The organism is Microbacterium phyllosphaerae (assembly GCF_017876435.1).
Classification (GTDB): Bacteria; Actinomycetota; Actinomycetes; order Actinomycetales; family Microbacteriaceae; genus Microbacterium; species Microbacterium phyllosphaerae.
Genome location: NZ_JAGIOA010000001.1, coordinates 1114278 through 1131365, shown reverse-complemented (window position 1 = coordinate 1131365; position 17088 = coordinate 1114278). Strand labels below are relative to the sequence as shown.

The window sequence follows — 17088 nt, the reverse complement described above, 5'->3', positions numbered from 1 at the left end:
ATCAGGCATCCTCGTCTTCTCCGGCGCCCTGCGGTCGATCGAGCTCTGCGAGGTCCTCGCGGGTGACGAGCCGCGTGGCGATCGTGTACTCCACGAGCCGCGCGCGCCGGTTCGTCGCGAACGACCTCTGCCCCCCGCGCATACCGGGCACCCCGATGCGGTCGAGCTTGTCGCACACGTTGTCGAGCTTGCGGTTGAAACGGGTGACCGTCCATCCGAGGCGGGCGGCGGCCTTCGCCGACGTGGGGATCTCGCTCATGCCGGTGCCGTCGCGCAGCAGCTGCGGCTCGGCGAGGGCGAGGATCAGCAGGCGCTGGGACTGCGTGAGCGGCACGTCGCCGATCGTCGAGTCTCCCCCGGCGCTCTCGCGCTGCGTCGGACGGAACGCCGGCTGCGTGGCGTGCACGACGAGTTCGTAGGTGGTGGGCCCCGCGCTGAAGACGACCGTCGTCGCGTCGAAGACCAGAGGCAGGCGAGCCCCGGGAGACAGCCATGCCTGCACGCCGCCTGTGCGATCGGTGACGGATGCCGTGAGGCGCGTGCCGATGTTCGACAGCCACCAGAGACCGGCCGACTCGGCGATCTCGAGGAAGTTCCGGTGCAGGAACAGGTTGTCGTCGATCGCCAGATCGCCTTCGCGCCCGGCGGTGAACCGGCTGCCCGGTTCGACGCTGAAGTACTCGCCGGCGAACTCGACGGTCACCGTCCCCGTGCCTGCGCCCGCCTCCGTGCCCGTACCCGTCATTTCACGCACCCCCGTACCGGTTCTGACGCGCGCCCGTCATCTCGACGCAGCGCCACGTCGATGCACACCTCACCCGAGGCGGCGTCGTCGATCGTGACTGTGGTGTCGGTCGTCGTCGAAGGAGCTCCCTCGCCGCTCAGATCGACCGGCACCCAGATGAAGCTGTCGCCCTCGAGCTCGTCGGTGTTCGTCCAGGTGAACGTGACCTGGTCGCCCGAGCGGCTGCCCTCGAGATCCGAGACCTGCGGAACCACGTCCGAGACGATGTCCTTCGGGTCCACCTCGTCGCCCGTCGCGACCGGCTCCGGCGTGGGCAGGTTCGCGACCATGAGGTTCAGACCGACGATCGCGCCGACGACGACCACGACCCCCGCGGCGATCAGACCGATCGTCCGCCCCTTGCGGCTGCGGGGCTTCTCGTCGGTCGCAGCTCCGCTCGTCGGCTGCGCGTGCGGCTGTGCGGATGCCGATCCGGCCGTCGGCGACGCGGCCGGAGACGGCGCCGCGGACGGGGACGTGAACGACGGCGACGCTGCGGATGCTCCCGGTGTGGCTGCGTGCGGCACCACGACCGTCGGCCCGCGTGCGATCGTGCGATCGTCGTCCTCCGGAGTCGCCGGGGCTGCGGGCGCACCGGGAGCACGCAGCTGCGTGGCCTCGTCGACCGGGTCGGGGCTGTCGAAGCGCGGCACGTCGGGCGACGGGAACAGCGCCCCCTTCGGCTGCGTGGCCGCGGAAGGACGGGTGAACGACGCGACGTCGGGGTCGATGCTGACGATCTCGCGGACGCGGGTGAGACCGTCGCCGTCGTCATCCAGATCCTCTGCCGGCGGATGGTCGTCGACGATGTCGATCGGCGTCACCGAGTGCGACAGCTCGATCTGCACCTTCTGCAGCGCACGCGCGAACGCCACCGCGCTCGGATACCGATCATCGGGATTCTTGGCCATCGACCGGTCGAGGAGCCGCTGCAGGCTGTCCGGCGAATCCGGGCGGGCGAGCGACGGCAGAGCCGCCCGTTCGATGCGCTCGATGAGGTCGGCGCTCGAGTTGCGCTCGCCCGGTCGCTCGAACGGCGAACGGCCGGCGAGCAGTGTGTAGAGGGTCGCACCCAGTGCCCACACGTCGGTGCGGGGGCCGCTCTGGGGCGGATCCGCGAACGACTCGGGCGGCGACCACGGGATCGACATGCCGGATGCCTCACCCGTCGCGCCCGTCGTCGACGCGATGCCGAAGTCGGTCAGCGCCGGTCGGTTGTACTCGGTGACGAGGATGTTCGCCGGCTTGATGTCTCGGTGCAGCACACCGGCGCGGTGCGCCGTCTCGACGGCACCCGCCACCTGCACGCCGACGCGCAGCGCCTCGGCGACCGAGAACGGCTCCTTGCGGGCGCGCAGCTGCAGATTCGGCCGAGGGCAGTACTCCATCACCAGATACGGGCGGTCGTCACCCGCGACACCGGCCTGGTAGATCGTCACGATCGCCGGATGCGTCGAGAGCATCGCCATCACGTTCGCCTCGTCGGCGAACTCCTGGGCGGCGCTGCTGGTGAGGCGATCGGCGAGAAGCACCTTCACGGCCACGCGCCTGCGCGGCATCTGCTGCTCGTACAGGAAGACGTCGGCGAAACCACCCGTTCCGAGCGGCTCCAGATACGTGAATCCGGGCAGCTCGGGGGGCGGGGACGGGCGACGACTCATGGGAGATCCTCGAATGCGACGGTGACTCCGTCGCCGAGGTCGATCACGTCGCCCGACAGCACGATCGTCTGCTCCCCCGGGTGCAGACGCACAGGGTCGGCTCCGGAACGCAGCAGGGTCGAGCCGTTCGTCGTGTGCAGATCGATGACCACGACGGTGTCACCCTCGGGGCGCACCTCCAGGTGGCTGCGTGAGATGTCCTGCTGCGGGCTCTCGACGGCGACCAGGTGCGGCAGGTTCGCACCGCTCGCCCTCGTCGACCGCGGCCTCCGCCCGATGATGACGGTGCGATCGAGTGTCACCACCTGACCTGTGGACACGCGGATGCGCCCGCCGCCCGCCGCCACGGGCAGCGCCTCGGTCGGTGCATCCGGCGAGACGGGTGCGTCTCTGCGCAGCGCACGAGCCTCGGCGGCCGAGATCGTCGCTCCGTCGTGATCGCCGGCGAGACCGGCATCCGCAGGGGCGGCGGACTCCGACGTCGGGCGATGGATGGTCTGTCCGAAGAGCATCTCGAACTCATCGAGCTCGTCGGCTCCGTCGGAGTCATCCGTGCTCGACTCGTCGTCGGGCATCACCGTGTCGGCGATGTCGGGTTCGGGCAGCAGAGTGTCGGACAGATCCGGCTCGTCCTCGATCTCGTCCTGAGTGGTCCCGGTGGACGCGGGTGCGTCGGTGGTCGCGGGTGCGTCGGTGGACGCGGGTGCGTCGGTGGTCGAGGGTGTACTGGCGGGCGGGGGCACGACACCCAGTGGAGGCACGGGAGGGATCGGTGGCACGCCACCGACGGAGGGCAGGCCGACGGGCGCGGGAGGCACGACCACGGCGGGAACCGCGACGGGGGCCACCGCGGCGGCGCCGAGATCGGTATCCGCCGAGCCCTCAGCGGACTCCGGCGCACCCGGTGCGGGCACCGGTGCCGGGGCGGGCGCCGCGTCCGCCGTCGGGATCGGTTCCGGGGAGAGAGTGCGCGCCGGCGCGCTCTCGATGGCGGACAGGGAGGCCTCGGCCGTCGGATCGATCGCGACCGTCGCGGCGCGCACGACGCCGCCGAGGATCGGCAGCTCCGCATCGTCGGCGCTCTCGAGGACCACATCGACGCGGGTGGCGCCGCGAACAAGACGTTCGCTCCACGTCGTGACCTCCGCACCGGTGATGCGCGTCTGCCCGTCGGCGGTCTCGACGATGATCTCGGGGACTCCGCGGACGGCGACCCGCACGTCGTCGCCGTCGACGACGACGGCCGCGAAGTCGGGCACCGACGACAGCGAGCCTCCGGAGCGCACGGCCAGGAGGTCGACCAGCGGGCCGAGTTCGCGGATGCCGTCGAATCCGTTCCACGCATCGGCGACCAGTGCGGGATCGGCGGTGGCCGGGAGCACGAGCAGCGCGTGCTCGCGGATCAGGGCGTTCCACGTGCCGGGGCGATAGTTCACACGCATCAGCGGACTCCTCCTGCGGCTTCACGCGGACGCGTGTCCGCGATGTCTGGTTCATCGGTCTCGACGAGCGTGCCTGGCCTCGACGCGACCGAGACGGCATCGATCACGACAGCCGTGACGTTGTCGCGTCCGCCGGCGTGCACCGCGCTCGAGACGAGGAAGTCCGCGGCGCGCTGGGGATCGGACTCGACCATCAGGATCTCGCGGATCGCGCCGTCGCTGAGTTCCGACGAGAGTCCGTCCGAGCAGATCAGCATCCGGTCGCCCATCTCGGCGGGGAACAGCCAGTAGTCGACCTCGCCGTCGCTTCCCGCGCCGATGGCCCGGGTGATGATGTTGCGACGACGGTCGGTCTGCGCGTCCTCCGGGCGCAGCTCGCCCGCCTCGATGAGCTCCTGCACCACCGAGTGGTCGACACTCACCTGTTCGAGGTCGCCGTCCTCGAGGCGGTAGACGCGCGAGTCGCCGATGTTCAGCACGAGCCAGTACCCCATGCCGTCGACCGTCGCGATGATGACACCGCTCAGTGTGGTGCCCGCCCGGCCGTTGCTCGTCGTCGACAGCGCTTCGACCTCTGCGCGCGCGACGGCGACGGCATCGCGCACCTCGTCGAGGGCGAGGGCCGGCTGCCCGACGTGACGCGAGAACTCGGTGATGACGGCGGCGCTGGCGCGCTCCCCCGCCTCGTGGCCGCCCATGCCGTCGGCGACGAGGAAGATCGGCGCGCTGGCGAGGAAGGCATCTTCGTTGAGGGTTCGGCGCAGCCCCGTGTGCGTCGCCGCACCCGTCGAGACCGCCAGCGCGACGCTCATGCGTATCCGCCGATGGTCACGATGCGATCGCCGATCTCTATCGCGTCGCCGAGTCGGACGGGCACGCGCTGCCCGGCCGGGCAAGCGATGCGCTGCCCCTCGCGCACGAGCGTCATGCCGTTGGTCGAGAACCGATCGAGCACCCAGCCGCCCGAGGTCGAGGCCGCGGCCTCGAAGTGCGTCTTCGAGAGGGAGAGCGTCTCGTCGCGCACGGGCACGATGATGGCTCCGTCTTCCGGCGCGGGGTTGCGGCCGAAGACCGTGCGGCGCGAGACCGTGACGCGGGTTCCGTCGTCCCAGGTGAACACCAGACGGTGACCCGGGATGCTGATGCGGGTCTCCTCGAGGTCGTCGTCGACGCTGTCGGCTGACAGCGTCGACTCCGCGGACGCGGCCGCATCGGGCGCCACCGTCGCCGGTGCGGGGAGTTCATCGGCCGGCGCGGCGGTGAACGCGGGCGCCGGTGGCACGACGGGAAACGCGGGGGCGGCCGGGCGCTCGGACACGGCCCACTGTGCGGGCGCGACGGGTTCGACCGGCGCGGGCTGCTCCGTCGGCGCGGGCTGCTCGGTCGGTGCGGGCTGCTCGGTCGGTGCCGCGTCCGGAGCGTTGCGGTGAGGCGGGGCATCCAGCGTGATGCCGGGGACGTAGGCGATGAGCCCGTCGTCGTCCGCGGGCGCAGCCGGAGTCGTCGCGAGCGGCGCCTGCTCGGCAGGTGCCGGCGGAGCGGCGGGAGCGGCGGGAGCGGCGGGTGCCGGTGCGGCATAGGCGGGGGCAGCGTCGGGCGCGGCGTACGCAGGTGCGGGATGGGCCGGTGCGGCTACCGGGGCTTCGGGAGCTCCCGGCACAGCGGGCACTCCCGGGGCCGCGGCGGGCCAGGATGCCGGCGTGGCAGCAGGCGCCGGAGCATGGGGCATCACGGGAGCGTCCGCACCGAACGGCGGTGTCTGCGGAACGGGGGGCGCGCCGAACGGAGTCGCCGGCGCCGAGTGCGGCGCGGGGATCCCGGGAATCGCGGTGAAGGCCTGCGTGGCGGGAGCATGAGGGGCTTCAGTCATCCCGGGGGCGAACGGCACTCCGGGCGCCGCGAAACCGGGCACGGGTGCGGGAGCCTGCGCCCCGGCAGCGCGCATCGGCTGGGCCGGATCGGCAGCGTCTGCGCCGCGAGCATCCAGCATCAGCGACTTCGCGACCTTGTCGTGCCACCCCTGGAAGCGGCCGGAACCGTCGAACAACGGGGTGAAGTACCCCACGACGATGCCCGCGGCGAGTCCGAAGATCACGTTGCGCAGCAGAGTGCGGCCGAAGCCGAGCGGGCTGCCGTCTTCGGCGATGAGGCGGAGGCCCTGCGACCGCATGCCGATCGACCCCGCACCGGCCTGCATGAACGTGTAGAACACGAACCATCCGAGCAGCACGAGGCTGACGAGGGGCAGCCCGATCGCGAGCACGCCGACGGCACCCTCGACGGATCCGGTGAGGTTCGCGCTGATCACGACCAGGATCGTCAGCACGACGGCGAGACCCCCGGCGATGAGTGCGTCGATCAGGTAGCCGATCGCGCGTCGGGAGATCGGCGCGATCTGGCCGAACGGGACCTGCGTCATGGTGTCTCGCTCTCGGGTGAGGTGGACGTCGTCGTACTGTTGCTGCTCTTGATGGTGCCAGGTTCGCGTCTCACTCGCGCGACCGCGGCCTCTCTGAGGTTCTGCAGACCGGCCGACACGGCGGTCCCGCCCATCAGCGACCTCAGGCTCAGTCGCGCCTTGGTGCGCTTCCAGAATCCGGCCTCCTTGCCGAGGCCGCCGACGATCGTGTCGACCTCCGTCCAGAAGGCGTCCACGTCTTCGGTGGTGGGCTCCGAGGGGCCGAAGACCTCGGCATCCGCCCGCTGCGCGAGCGTCGTCACCTGCGGCAGCGTGAGCGTCGCGGCCACGGTCGCCGCCTCCTCGACACGCGTGCCGCCGGGGGCGAGCCTCGCGCCGTAGTCGACCGCCCTGTCGGCGAGTTCATCCCATCCGCCGCTGATGCGATCGGCCGTGCGAGCCGCCTGCCGACGCGTGCGACGCTTCGCCGCCTTCCACGCGCCGATCACGATGAACGGCGACGCGAGCACCGCGAGAACCGCGAGCGAGATGCCGCCGATGGCGAGGATGGCGCCGATGATCCCGAGGATGTTGAGTGTCTCGTCGTCGCCCTTGCGGTCGTCGGGCAGCGTCGGGGGAAGATCGACCGGCTCCTGCGGCGGGGGCGGCGGCTGCAGCACCTGCGGCTTGGGGTCGACCCTGGGCTTGGTGTTCTGGTCGTTCGGCACCTTGTCTTCGGGCGGGGTGGGATTGAACTCGAGCCAGCCGACCCCCTCGAAGTTCACCTCGACCCAGGCGTGCACGTCTCCGCCCGTGGCGGTGAAGACCGCCTCGCCCTCTTTGTCCTCATCGGGGTAGAAGCCCATCACCACGCGGGCGGGGATGCCGACCTCGCGGGCCAGCAGCGCCATCGCCACCGCATACTGCTCGTCGTCGCCGATCATCTGATCGCCGCCGATCAGCGTCGAGATGCGCTCCGAGGTGTGCCCGGCACGCGACAGCACCTCTCCCTCGAGCCCGTGGCTGAAGAAGCCGCCGTCGGCGAGGAAGGTCTCGAGCGCTCGCACCTGTTCGATCGGAGTCTCGGCCTCGGCGACCGTCTCCGACGCGAGCGATGTGAGCTCTTCCGGGACGTTGCTCTGAGTCGGCAGCGGCACCTTGCCGAACTGCACATCGGCGAGCTGGGTGTCGTCGAGATCGGCCGGGATGACGGTGTCGACCGTGTAGGCGTCACCCTTGGTGAGCTTCGAGGTGACGACCGCCGTGCCGGTGTCGCCGTTGTAGTACGCGGTGCGGCGCAGCTCTTCCGCGCGATCCCCGGTGAAGTCGATCTCCGAGACGGAGCCGGCATCGGGCAGCCAGACACCGCGATACTCGTCGACCTCGACCTTCAGCGTCACAGGGATGCCCTCGGCATCGGGAGACATGTTCGAGCGGATGGGTCCGAACGCGCTCGACGAATCCACTCCGCCGTCCGTGACGTTGTAGACCATGCCGTCGAACTGATCCATCACGGCGATGCGCATGCGCGACCCCTTGGGCAGTCCGCTCACCGTGAAGAGAGTGTCGGAGGCCTCATCGCGCACGTTCTTGCGGAACGCCTGCAGCGGGCTCGGGTAGTCGCGGATGTTGAACGGCGGGATGATCACGTCGCGGAACACGTGGCGGGGCTGCTCCGGGGCGGCGACGGCGCTCGACACGACGCCCGCTCCCCCGGCGATCGCCAGCACGGCGGCGCCCGCCAGCAGACGCCTCATGCGCATGTGCGAGGCGCGGGACGGATCGACCTCGCTCACCGAGACGGCGGCGTTCTGCGGAGCCCACAGCTGCCGAAGGGCCAGCCACGCGACCGCCAGCACGGCGAAGAGGAGTCCCTGGGCGACGGGGAAAGCCGGCTCCGGGGTGCCGAGAGCGATCACCATGACGAGCATCGCACCGGCGGGAAGCAGAGCCCACGCCACGAGCGACAGCCGAAGTGCGAGGGATGCCGTCAGCACGGTCACCACGAGGGTGAGCAGGAACGGTACGAGCAGATGCCCGTCGGCCGCGGCCACCGGAGCGACCGTCGTGAGCAGCTGCTTCCACGACGTCACGGTGCCGACCGCGAGCCGCTGCAGAGTGTCGAGCGTGGGGATGACCCCGAGGATGGCGGTGTGGGGCAGCGCCAGCGCACCGCCGAAGACGAAGTAGACGCCGATCGTCAGACCCGTGACGATGAGGATGCCCCATCGACGCCAGGTCGCGACCGTGGCGACGGCGAGTCCGAGCAGCAGGGCGCCGATCGCGGCGGGCAGATACGACGGGCCGGCGAAGGTCGGCCAGAACCCCACGATCGACACCAGGATCAGCAGAGCCGACGCGGTCAGGTCGAGGATCCACCGACGCAGCGGCAGCCCGGCCTTCTCTGTCGTGAAGAGGGTCATGCGAGCACCTTCTGCAGTGCGAGGGGAACCTGTTCGAGAGCGCCGATCGTGACGACATCCGCGTCGCCGATGCGGCGCAGCGCCGGAGCCGACACCGAGCGGTCGGCGACGACCGCGAGCACCTTGGCCCCATAGGGCAGACGAGCGCACGCGAGTCGCAGGTCGTCGGTGCTGACCTTCGACCCGCAGACGAGCACGACGACGCTGGCGAGCGGCATGGTCCTGGCCAGCACTCCCGCCAGGTGGTCGATGCCGCCGTCGCGAGGTTTCGAGTTCTCGACCGCGGACAGCGAGTCGAGCAGCTGCTTGCCGGTGCCGGCGGCGAGCTCGCGCCCCTGCACGCGCACGTCGACGCGCTGGGAGTCGCGGATCGCGCGGAGCCCGATGGAGCCGGCTGCCGAGATCGCGAGCTCGAAGTCGTCGTCGGTGGCATAGTCGCCGGTCGACCGCGAGAGTCCGATGACGAAGTGCGAGCGACGGGTCTCCTCGTACTGGCGCACCATCATCGTTCCGGTGCGAGCCGTGGACCGCCAGTGCACGTGGCGAAGGTCGTCGCCCGGCTGATACTCGAGCAGCGCGTGGAACGAGACGTCGTCGCGCGACAGATCGGCGGCGGGCAGACCCTCGAGGTCACGCAGGTAGCCCAGCGACTGCCCGTCGAACAGCACCGTGCGAGGGTGCACGTAGAGGTCGACCGGATCTTCGCGCCGGTGCGCGCGCTCGAACAGACCGAGCGGGTCGCCGCGGACGACGCTCACGGGCCCGACCTTCACGACGCCGCGCTTCTGGGTGGGGATCGCGAAGAGCTCCTCCGCCTCCTCCCCCGGCGCGAGGCGCTGGATGCCGAATTCTCCTCGGCCGGAGCCGACGGGAAGCACGACGCGCGAGGGCAGGATCGCCCTGGCGCCGCGGTTCGCGAGGGTCAGCGCACCGACGGCCCGCTCGCCCACGACGACGCGGGAGCGAGCGAGGTCGAGCGAGACGTCGTAGGCGGTGCGTCCGATCAGGAAGAGGGCGCACAGACCGACGGTGATGGCGATGACCACGGCGGCGATCGTGAACTCGGCCCAACCGGCGATCTGACCGAGGATCCAGAATCCGACGGCGAGGGCCATGAGGACCCACGCCAGCGGTCGGATGGCGGCGGTGATCATGCGGAGGCGAACCAGGATGCGCGCGCCGATGACCGCCGCGACGTCACGCCAGCCGGCGTCGCGGTCGATCGGCGCGGTCGCAGCCGGCAATGCCTCCGTGGTCATCAGGCCGCTGCTCGGGCCTGCGGTGCCGCGACGTTCTCGAGGACCCGCGCGATGACCGTGTCGCTCGAGGTGCCCGCGAACTCGGCCTCGGCGTCGAGCAGCAGACGGTGCTGCCACACCGGCCGCGCGAGGGCCTTGATGTCGTCGGGGAGCACGAAGTGGCGGCCCTGCGAGGCGGCGCGGACCTTGGCGATGCGGATCATCGCGATCGCGCCACGCACCGAGACACCGAGCCTGATCGCGGAGTCCTCACGGGTCGCCTCGGCGAGCTCGGCGACGTAGCGGAGCACAGCGGGCTCGACGTGCACCGACGCACCGAGGTCGGCCATGTCGGCGACGGCGCTCGTGGTGATGATCGCCGAGAGTCCGGCCGACGGGTTGCGGTCGGAGGCACCGGCGAGGATGCTCTCCGTGACCGCCAGATCGGGGTAGCCGATCGACGTCTTGACGAGGAAGCGGTCGAGCTGGGCCTCGGGGAGCTTGTAGGTTCCGGCCTGCTCGATCGGGTTCTGGGTCGCGATCACGAGGAACGGGCGTCCGGCCTCGTGCGTGACGCCGTCGACCGTGACCCGCGACTCCTCCATGACCTCGAGCAGAGCCGACTGCGTCTTCGGCGAGGCGCGGTTGATCTCGTCCGCGAGCACGATCGAGGCGAAGATCGGTCCCTTGTGGAACTCGAAGCGATGCGACTGCTGGTCGTAGATCGTGACACCCGTGACGTCCGACGGCAGCAGGTCGGGCGTGAACTGGATGCGCGTGCTGGTGCCCTGCACAGTGGATGCGAGCGCCTTCGCGAGGCTGGTCTTGCCCGTGCCGGGGGCGTCCTCGAGCAGCACGTGTCCCTCGGCGAGCATCGCCGACAGCACGAGACCGACGACCTCGCGCTTTCCCTGCACGGCCCTGTCGATGTTGTCGACGAGGCGGGTGAAGGTGCCCTGGAACCAGGCCGCCTGTTCGGGGGTCATGCTCATGAGTGTGGGTTTCCCTGTTCTGTGAAGGTCATCGGGGCGCGCCGTCGCCGGCGCGCTAATACCAGACGAGCGCGTCGGCGTACCGATTGAGCTCGACGATGTAGACGCGGATCGACCGGCCAGGATTGCCGTAGAAGCAACCGAGCTGAACCGTGCCGTTCTCCGGCACGGCCCTTCTCGAGTTGCCGAACTGTCCGCCGTCGTCGCACCGGAGTGTGTACGTGCCAGGGCTGCGGAAATTCTCGACCTTGAGCGTCACGTACGCGCATGTCGGGGTGTCGCACTCTCCCGGCCAGCTGCCCGACGCGCCCTTGCCCGTCTTCAGGACCTCCGCGGGCGGATCGCTCGTGCGAGCGGATGCCGATGCGACGGGCGTCCACTGTCCGGCCGAGTCCTGAGCCCGCACCCGGATGCTGTGCGTCTGCTGGTATCCGTTGCCGACGATCCGCTCACCGCTCTGCGGCACGTCCTGCCAGCCGTTGCCGATGTCGATCTGCGTCAGCTGGATGGCACGGCCGTTGCCGGAGCCGTTCGAGTTCCACGTGAGCTTCACCTGGGTGCCGAGGTTCTGCGCGCCCGCCCCGGGAGCCGACGGAGGGCCGTACGGCACGGCACTCGCCGTGTTCGACGCGGCTCCGGCGTAGGTGCCGCCATCCACGCTGGCGACGGCCCGGACCTGGATGTTGTACGTCGTGCCGTTGGAGAGACCGCCGATGCGGTTGCCCTGCAGGCCCTGCCATCCTCCGCCGTTGAGCGAGTACTGGTAGCTGATCTCGCCTTCCCTGGCGCCGTTGCGCGACCCGGGGTTGTACGTCACGTCGACGTAGCGGTCATGCGGCGCCGCGGCGAGACTGGTCGGCGCGCCGGGCGCGACGACTCCTCGACGCGGGGCCGACATCCCGGACCACTCGCCCCAGCCCGCCTTGTTGTGCGCGCGGATGCGGTACGTGTACGGCGTCTCGGACGTCGGCACGGTGACCGCCTGCGAGGTGGCACCCGCCCCGGGCGTCAGGGTGTTCCGCAGGGTCGAGCCTTCGTAGACCTCGAGCGTGTAGCCGTCGATCGCGTCACCGTTCGAGTTCGGCGCCGCCCAGTTCACCTGCATCTGGGCCTGGTCACCGACCGGTGCCAGCTCGGTCGTGGTCGGCGCGCCCGGCTGCATCGGCGGACCCGCAGGGATCTCGGATGCCGACCAGTTGCTCCAGCTCGAGGGCTCGGGCGCGAGGTTGTGCGCCTGCACGCGCACCTGGTAGTTCGACCCGTTCTCGAGGCCGTTCCAGACGATCGAGTTGCCGGTGACCTCCTTCTGCGCGACGCCGGACGGCGGCGCGGGAGAGATCTCGAGCGTGTAGCTCTCGACCGGAGAACCCGGGGTCGTGGGCGTCGTCCAGCTCACGGTGAGCGACTTGTCGCCGAACTTCAGCGTGGGCGGGTTGGGGGTGTCGGGGCGCGCGTCGGGGCGCGCTTCTCCCGAGGTGCCCGAGGGCTTGCTCTCGCCGACGCGGTTCGTCGCCGTGACCTGGAAGGTGTATTTGACGTTGTTGGTCAGACCGTCCAGGGTGCAGGTCGTCGACTGGCACTCCTTCGAGTACGCACTGCCCCCGACCGACTTGACCGTGTACTTCGTGATCTCGGCGCCGTTGTTCGACGGGGCCGAGTACGAGAGCACCACCGTGCGGTCCTGCACGCTGGTCACCACGGGGGCTCCCGGCGCATCCGGCACACCCTGCACCGTGAGCACGACCTGCCCGTTGACCTCACGCTCCGTGTCCTTCGTGGCGTCCTGGATGCGGTAGCGCACGACCATCGTGCCGACGAAGGTGGCCGCCGGAGTCACGACGAGCTCGTCGCCCTGGCGCTCGACCGTGCCCATTCCGGCCTCGACGTTCTGGGAGACGATCTTGAGCGGCGTCTCGGGGAACGGGTTGTAATCGTTGGCGAGCACCGGAACGGTCACGGACTTGCCCTGATCGGCCTCGGCGATCGTGTCGGTGTTCGCCGTGGGCATCGCGCGCGTCGACGCCGACACGGTCACGGTCACCGTGCCGTCGACCGGTTCGGTCTCGCCGTCGGTGACGCGCACGTTCAGCGTCATCGCGGTGCCCTTCTTGGCATCCGATGACGCCTTCACCAGGAGCTCGGATCCCTTGACGTCCGCGGTCACACCGTCGCCGTCTCCGTCGACGAAGGTGAACTCGAGGTTGTCCTGGTCTTCGGGATCGGGATCCGTCGTAAGTGCGGCGAGATCGAGCGAGGACGCATCCTCACCGGGCGCGACCTGCATCTGACTGTTCACGAACACCGGCTGCTGGTTGTCGGGCGGCAGCACGTCGATCGGGATGGTCAGCGTCGCCTTGCGACCCTCGGGGTCATCGGGGCCCGTACCGTCCGTCACCTCGAACGTGATCGCGTCCTGGCCGAAGTATCCGTCCTTCGAGGTGTAGACGAGGGTCTTCTCGTCCTGCACGAGGTCGGCGCCATCGGCGTGCACGGCACTCACCTTGGAGTGCTCGGTGATCCGCGCCGTGCCACCACCGGCGACGGTGACGTACTCCGACAGCGGCAGGACCTTGGTCTCGCCGCTGATGACCTCGACCGGCTTGGTCAGGTCCGTCATGGGGCGCAGCCCCGACTCGGCCGGGACGAAGATGAACGCCGACGCCTCGAGGCCGTCGCGGTCGGTCAGCGTGTAGCGGATGAGCTGCTGCTCCTCACCCACCGTGACTCGCACCGATCCGTTCTCGAGCGCGGTCGCACCGTCGCCGAGCGTCACGTCGAGCGCGTCCGTCGTGCCGTCCGGGTCCTCGTCGTTCTTGAGGATCGGGATGTCGGCCGTCAGCGTGCCGTCCTTGAGATCCTCGGGCCGCACGCGGTCGTCGCGCGCGACGGGCGCCTGCAGCGGAACGTTCTCGTCGACCGTGACCTGCAGCGTCGCCGAGGCCGTCGCCCCTCGGGCGTCGCGGATCGTGTACTGCAGCGAGGTCTCGATCTCCTCGTTCGGCGCCTGCACGAGCACACGGTCGCCCGAGACTCGGGCCGTCAGCTCCTCAGGGACCTCGAGTCCACCGTTCTTCTCGCTGACGAGGATGATCTCGTCACCTTCCGGGTCGGAGTCGTTGGCCAGCACCGGCACGGCGATCTCACGCCCGGGCCGCACGACGACGGCATCCTTCACCGCATACGGGGGCTGGTTGATCTCCTCGGCGGGGGCGATGCCGACGCGGATCGTCGCGATGCCCTCCTTGCCCAGGCGGTCGCGCACGCGGTACTTGAACGTGTCGACACCGGCGGAGCCGTCGAACGCCTCGTACTTGAAGTAGTTGGCGCCGGTCTCGGTGATCCGGCCCTTGCTCGGGCTGGAGGCGATGTCGAGCAGCTCGACCGAGTCGCCGTCCGAGTCGATGCCGTCGAGGGGGACGGCGATGTTGATCTCGGTGCCCGCCAGCGCTCGCGAGACGATGTCCTGCGGGCGAGGAGCCGCGTTGGTCTTCGCGTCGATCGGCAGGATCTGGATCGTCACGTACCCGGCGGCCTTCTGCTGCCGTGAGTCGACGGCCTCGTAGGTGAGGTAGACCGTCTTCGCCTCCGGCCCCGCCTTGAACCGCACGGTGTCCTGCGAGACGAACGCCTCGCCGTCTTCGGGCTCGGGCGTCTCGACCAGCTCCGGAACCACGTGCAGCACGTCGTCGTTGGGGTGGGTGTCGTTGTCGAGCACCGGGATCGTGACGACGTCGCCCGCTCGCACGTAGACGTTGTCGGGTGCGGCCACCGGCGGCATGATCTTGTCGGGTGCCGGGATCGGGATCACGACGACCTCGCCCTCGGCGGACTTCGAGCCGTTCGAGATGCGGTATTTGACGCGCACCTGGTCTTTGAGCGCACCCTGATCGGTGATCCGGAGGGTCTCGTGGTTGATCACCGAGACCGAGATCCCGCTGTTCGGCTCGAGGCTCACCGACTGCACGACCAGGATCCCGCCGGCCGGGTCGGTGTCGTTGGCGAGGACGCCGACGAGCACGTCGCCGCCGCTCGGCACCAGCGCCACATCGCGCACCGCGACCGGCGGCAGATCGTTCTCGCTCGCCTCCTGCACGTCGACGCGCACCAGGCCCTGAGCGCTCTTGGGTCCGGCCGTCGCGAGGTACTGCACGTAGTAGGTGCCGGGCGCCTCCGCCGAGAACAGGAACGTCTTGTTCGTGTAGTCCGGGGTCACGGTCGCACCGGGCACCTCGTCGACGTTGCCGAGGCGCAGCGACTCGCGGCCCGAGCTCGTGTCGTTCGTGAGGGGTGCCACCGAGACCTGCTCGCCGACCCGCGTGATCACGTGATCGGCGTTCGTCTTGGGGTCGGTCGACCCGGCGGGACGCACATCGAGGGTGATCGTGCCCACGTAGGTCTCGCCGTAGCCGTCGGCGACCGTCACGCCGACCTCCTTGCGACCCTGCAGGCTCGCGGTGGCCTTGTAGGTGATCTGGCCGTCGGTGCTGAAGTCGACCTCGTCACCCGGCGCCGGCTCGACGCCCTTGAGATAGATGTCGTCGCCGTCGGGATCGATGAAGTCGGGGAGGACGTTGTACGAGATGGTGCCGCCGGATTCGACCGTGAGGGTCGTCTTGCGCTTCGGCACCGGGGCGTTGTGCACATCGAAGTCGTGCACGGTCAGTGTGACGGTGGCGGTGTCCTTGCCCTTGCGGCCGTCGCTGGCCTCGTACTGGAAGGTGGTGGATCCGGTCGCCTTCTCGTCGACCGCGATCTGCAGCGAGCCGCCGTTCTGGATCGGCTGCACCGTGCCGATCGACGGCTGCTTCTCGGCGAGGGCGGCGACGAGCACGTCGCCGTCGGGGTCGTTGTCGTTGTCGAGGACCGGGAGCAGCGTCGATGCACCGGGGCGCACGCCGAACTCGTCGTCCTCGGCGATCGGAGGAGTGTTCTCCTCCTTGCGGTCGGGGAGGGTGGTCTCCACCGTCTCCTCGGTGGAGTCGTCCTCGTTCTCGGTCTCGCCCTCGGGAGGAGTGAGATCGTTCCAGTTGTCGACGCGCTGCAGGCTCTCGTTGGCCATCCACGCGGCTCCGCCGACGGCGTCGTTGAGGATGATCACGTCGCGGTTCACGCGGAACGTGAGGCTCTGGGACTGCTCGGCGCCCTCGATGCGCTCGTTCACGTCGTTGGCCTCGCCCGGGCATTCCCGCAGGAACGTCGCCGAACCGGCCCAGGCGGCATAGGTGCATCCGCGCAGCGAGACGGGAGCCGCGGGCGAGCCGTCGCCCCCGACGTCCTTCACGACGGCTTCGCCACCGTCGAAGGGCACGGTGATGAGGGCCGACTTCGTCGCCAGCGCGACCGCGTCGTTCGTGGCGGAGGCGGGCTGGAGCACGGCATCCGCCGCGTCTCTGATCTCCGTGCGGAATCCGCCGGGAGTCGTGACGACGCCGGCGGCGGCGTCGAGCACGACAGGCGTGCGCCCGACGGCGGTGATGTGCGGCGCCTCGGAGTCGTCGATCTCGCCGACCGACGCGGCCGACGGATCGAGCGCCTCACCCTCGTTGTCGACCGGGACCGTGACGACCTCGCCGCGCTCCGACGACAGACCGAACACGGTGCCGTCTTCGGCGACGGCGACGTCGGCGTTGGGCCCGAGCTCGGCGACGGGGTCGGTGGCCTCGATCTTGAAACCGGCTATGCCCTTGACGGGCAGAACCCACAGATCGCCCGACTTCTGGTCGAGGATCGCGGCCGTCTGGTGCCCGAGGGCGACCTTCGCCGATGTCGGGATGCGGGCGCTGTCGCCCAGCGTCACCCGCGCCGGATCGATCGACGTGACGGTCGAGGCGCTGGTGTCGGTGACGAGGATGTTGGTCTCGTCCTGGAGGATGTCGAAGTTCTCGCCGGTCGTGCGGAGTCCGCCGTCGAGCACCGTGGACTCGTGGTTGAAGTGCCCGACGAGCAGGCTGGACGCCTTGGTGATCCAGACGCCGCCGTCATTGAGATCCACCTTGGTGGTGGGAAAACCGTCATACGTGAAGGCCATGGTGGTGAGGGCCACGACACCGACCGTCACCCCTGCCGCCGACGCCAATGTCTTCGGTCGCGCGCGCATCCATGACAACGCCTTCATGCCCGGTTCCCCCCCAGGGTCGTACATCCGCAGAC

The 17088-nt window shown here is 69.9% G+C and carries 9 protein-coding genes; all 9 read right to left on the bottom strand.

Annotation, left to right across the window (positions count from 1 at the left end):
* Position 1: 1 nt before the first annotated feature.
* Genes JOF42_RS05320 through JOF42_RS05280 form a run of 9 tightly spaced genes read right to left on the bottom strand, consistent with a single transcriptional unit; the run spans position 2 to position 17053 of the window.
* The gene (locus JOF42_RS05320) at positions 2 to 745 is read right to left on the bottom strand and encodes a hypothetical protein (protein WP_210096912.1); all 744 of its coding nucleotides are present in this window, start codon (positions 743 to 745) and stop codon (positions 2 to 4) included.
* Entirely contained in the window at positions 742 to 2445 is a 1704-nt protein-coding gene (locus JOF42_RS05315; protein ID WP_210096911.1) for a serine/threonine-protein kinase, read from the bottom strand. The genes JOF42_RS05320 and JOF42_RS05315 overlap by 4 nt, the downstream gene beginning before the upstream one ends.
* A complete protein-coding gene (locus JOF42_RS05310; RefSeq protein WP_210096910.1) occupies positions 2442 to 3887 on the bottom strand; it encodes an FHA domain-containing protein in 1446 nt (481 codons plus the stop codon). The genes JOF42_RS05315 and JOF42_RS05310 overlap by 4 nt, the downstream gene beginning before the upstream one ends.
* Entirely contained in the window at positions 3887 to 4699 is an 813-nt protein-coding gene (locus JOF42_RS05305) for a PP2C family protein-serine/threonine phosphatase (protein WP_210096909.1), read from the bottom strand. The genes JOF42_RS05310 and JOF42_RS05305 overlap by 1 nt, the downstream gene beginning before the upstream one ends.
* Positions 4696 to 6306, bottom strand: coding sequence for an RDD family protein (locus JOF42_RS05300; protein ID WP_210096908.1), 1611 nt, complete (start codon positions 6304 to 6306; stop codon positions 4696 to 4698). Before JOF42_RS05300 ends, JOF42_RS05305 begins: the two co-directional genes overlap by 4 nt.
* Positions 6303 to 8708, bottom strand: coding sequence for a transglutaminase TgpA family protein (locus tag JOF42_RS05295; RefSeq protein ID WP_210096907.1), 2406 nt, complete (start codon positions 8706 to 8708; stop codon positions 6303 to 6305). The genes JOF42_RS05300 and JOF42_RS05295 overlap by 4 nt, the downstream gene beginning before the upstream one ends.
* Positions 8705 to 9967 (bottom strand): DUF58 domain-containing protein, encoded by a 1263-nt coding sequence (locus tag JOF42_RS05290; protein WP_210096906.1) that lies wholly within the window; start codon positions 9965 to 9967, stop codon positions 8705 to 8707. Before JOF42_RS05290 ends, JOF42_RS05295 begins: the two co-directional genes overlap by 4 nt.
* A complete protein-coding gene (locus JOF42_RS05285; RefSeq protein ID WP_210096905.1) occupies positions 9967 to 10938 on the bottom strand; it encodes an AAA family ATPase in 972 nt (323 codons plus the stop codon). The genes JOF42_RS05290 and JOF42_RS05285 overlap by 1 nt, the downstream gene beginning before the upstream one ends.
* A 55-nt stretch (positions 10939 to 10993) precedes the next feature.
* Entirely contained in the window at positions 10994 to 17053 is a 6060-nt protein-coding gene (locus JOF42_RS05280; RefSeq protein WP_210096904.1) for an Ig-like domain-containing protein, read from the bottom strand.
* Positions 17054 to 17088 lie beyond the last annotated feature (35 nt).

Excerpts from the sequence above, each read along its gene's own strand:
- JOF42_RS05285 (WP_210096905.1), bottom strand. The coding sequence starts at position 10,938 with ATGAGCATGACCCCCGAACAGGCGGCCTGGTTCCAGGGCACCTTCACC.
- JOF42_RS05280 (WP_210096904.1), bottom strand. The coding sequence starts at position 17,053 with ATGAAGGCGTTGTCATGGATGCGCGCGCGACCGAAGACATTGGCGTCG.
- JOF42_RS05305 (WP_210096909.1), bottom strand. The coding sequence starts at position 4,699 with ATGAGCGTCGCGCTGGCGGTCTCGACGGGTGCGGCGACGCACACGGGG.
- JOF42_RS05310 (WP_210096910.1), bottom strand. The coding sequence starts at position 3,887 with ATGCGTGTGAACTATCGCCCCGGCACGTGGAACGCCCTGATCCGCGAG.
- JOF42_RS05315 (WP_210096911.1), bottom strand. The coding sequence starts at position 2,445 with ATGAGTCGTCGCCCGTCCCCGCCCCCCGAGCTGCCCGGATTCACGTAT.
- JOF42_RS05290 (WP_210096906.1), bottom strand. The coding sequence starts at position 9,967 with ATGACCACGGAGGCATTGCCGGCTGCGACCGCGCCGATCGACCGCGAC.
- JOF42_RS05295 (WP_210096907.1), bottom strand. The coding sequence starts at position 8,708 with ATGACCCTCTTCACGACAGAGAAGGCCGGGCTGCCGCTGCGTCGGTGG.
- JOF42_RS05320 (WP_210096912.1), bottom strand. The coding sequence starts at position 745 with ATGACGGGTACGGGCACGGAGGCGGGCGCAGGCACGGGGACGGTGACC.
- JOF42_RS05300 (WP_210096908.1), bottom strand. The coding sequence starts at position 6,306 with ATGACGCAGGTCCCGTTCGGCCAGATCGCGCCGATCTCCCGACGCGCG.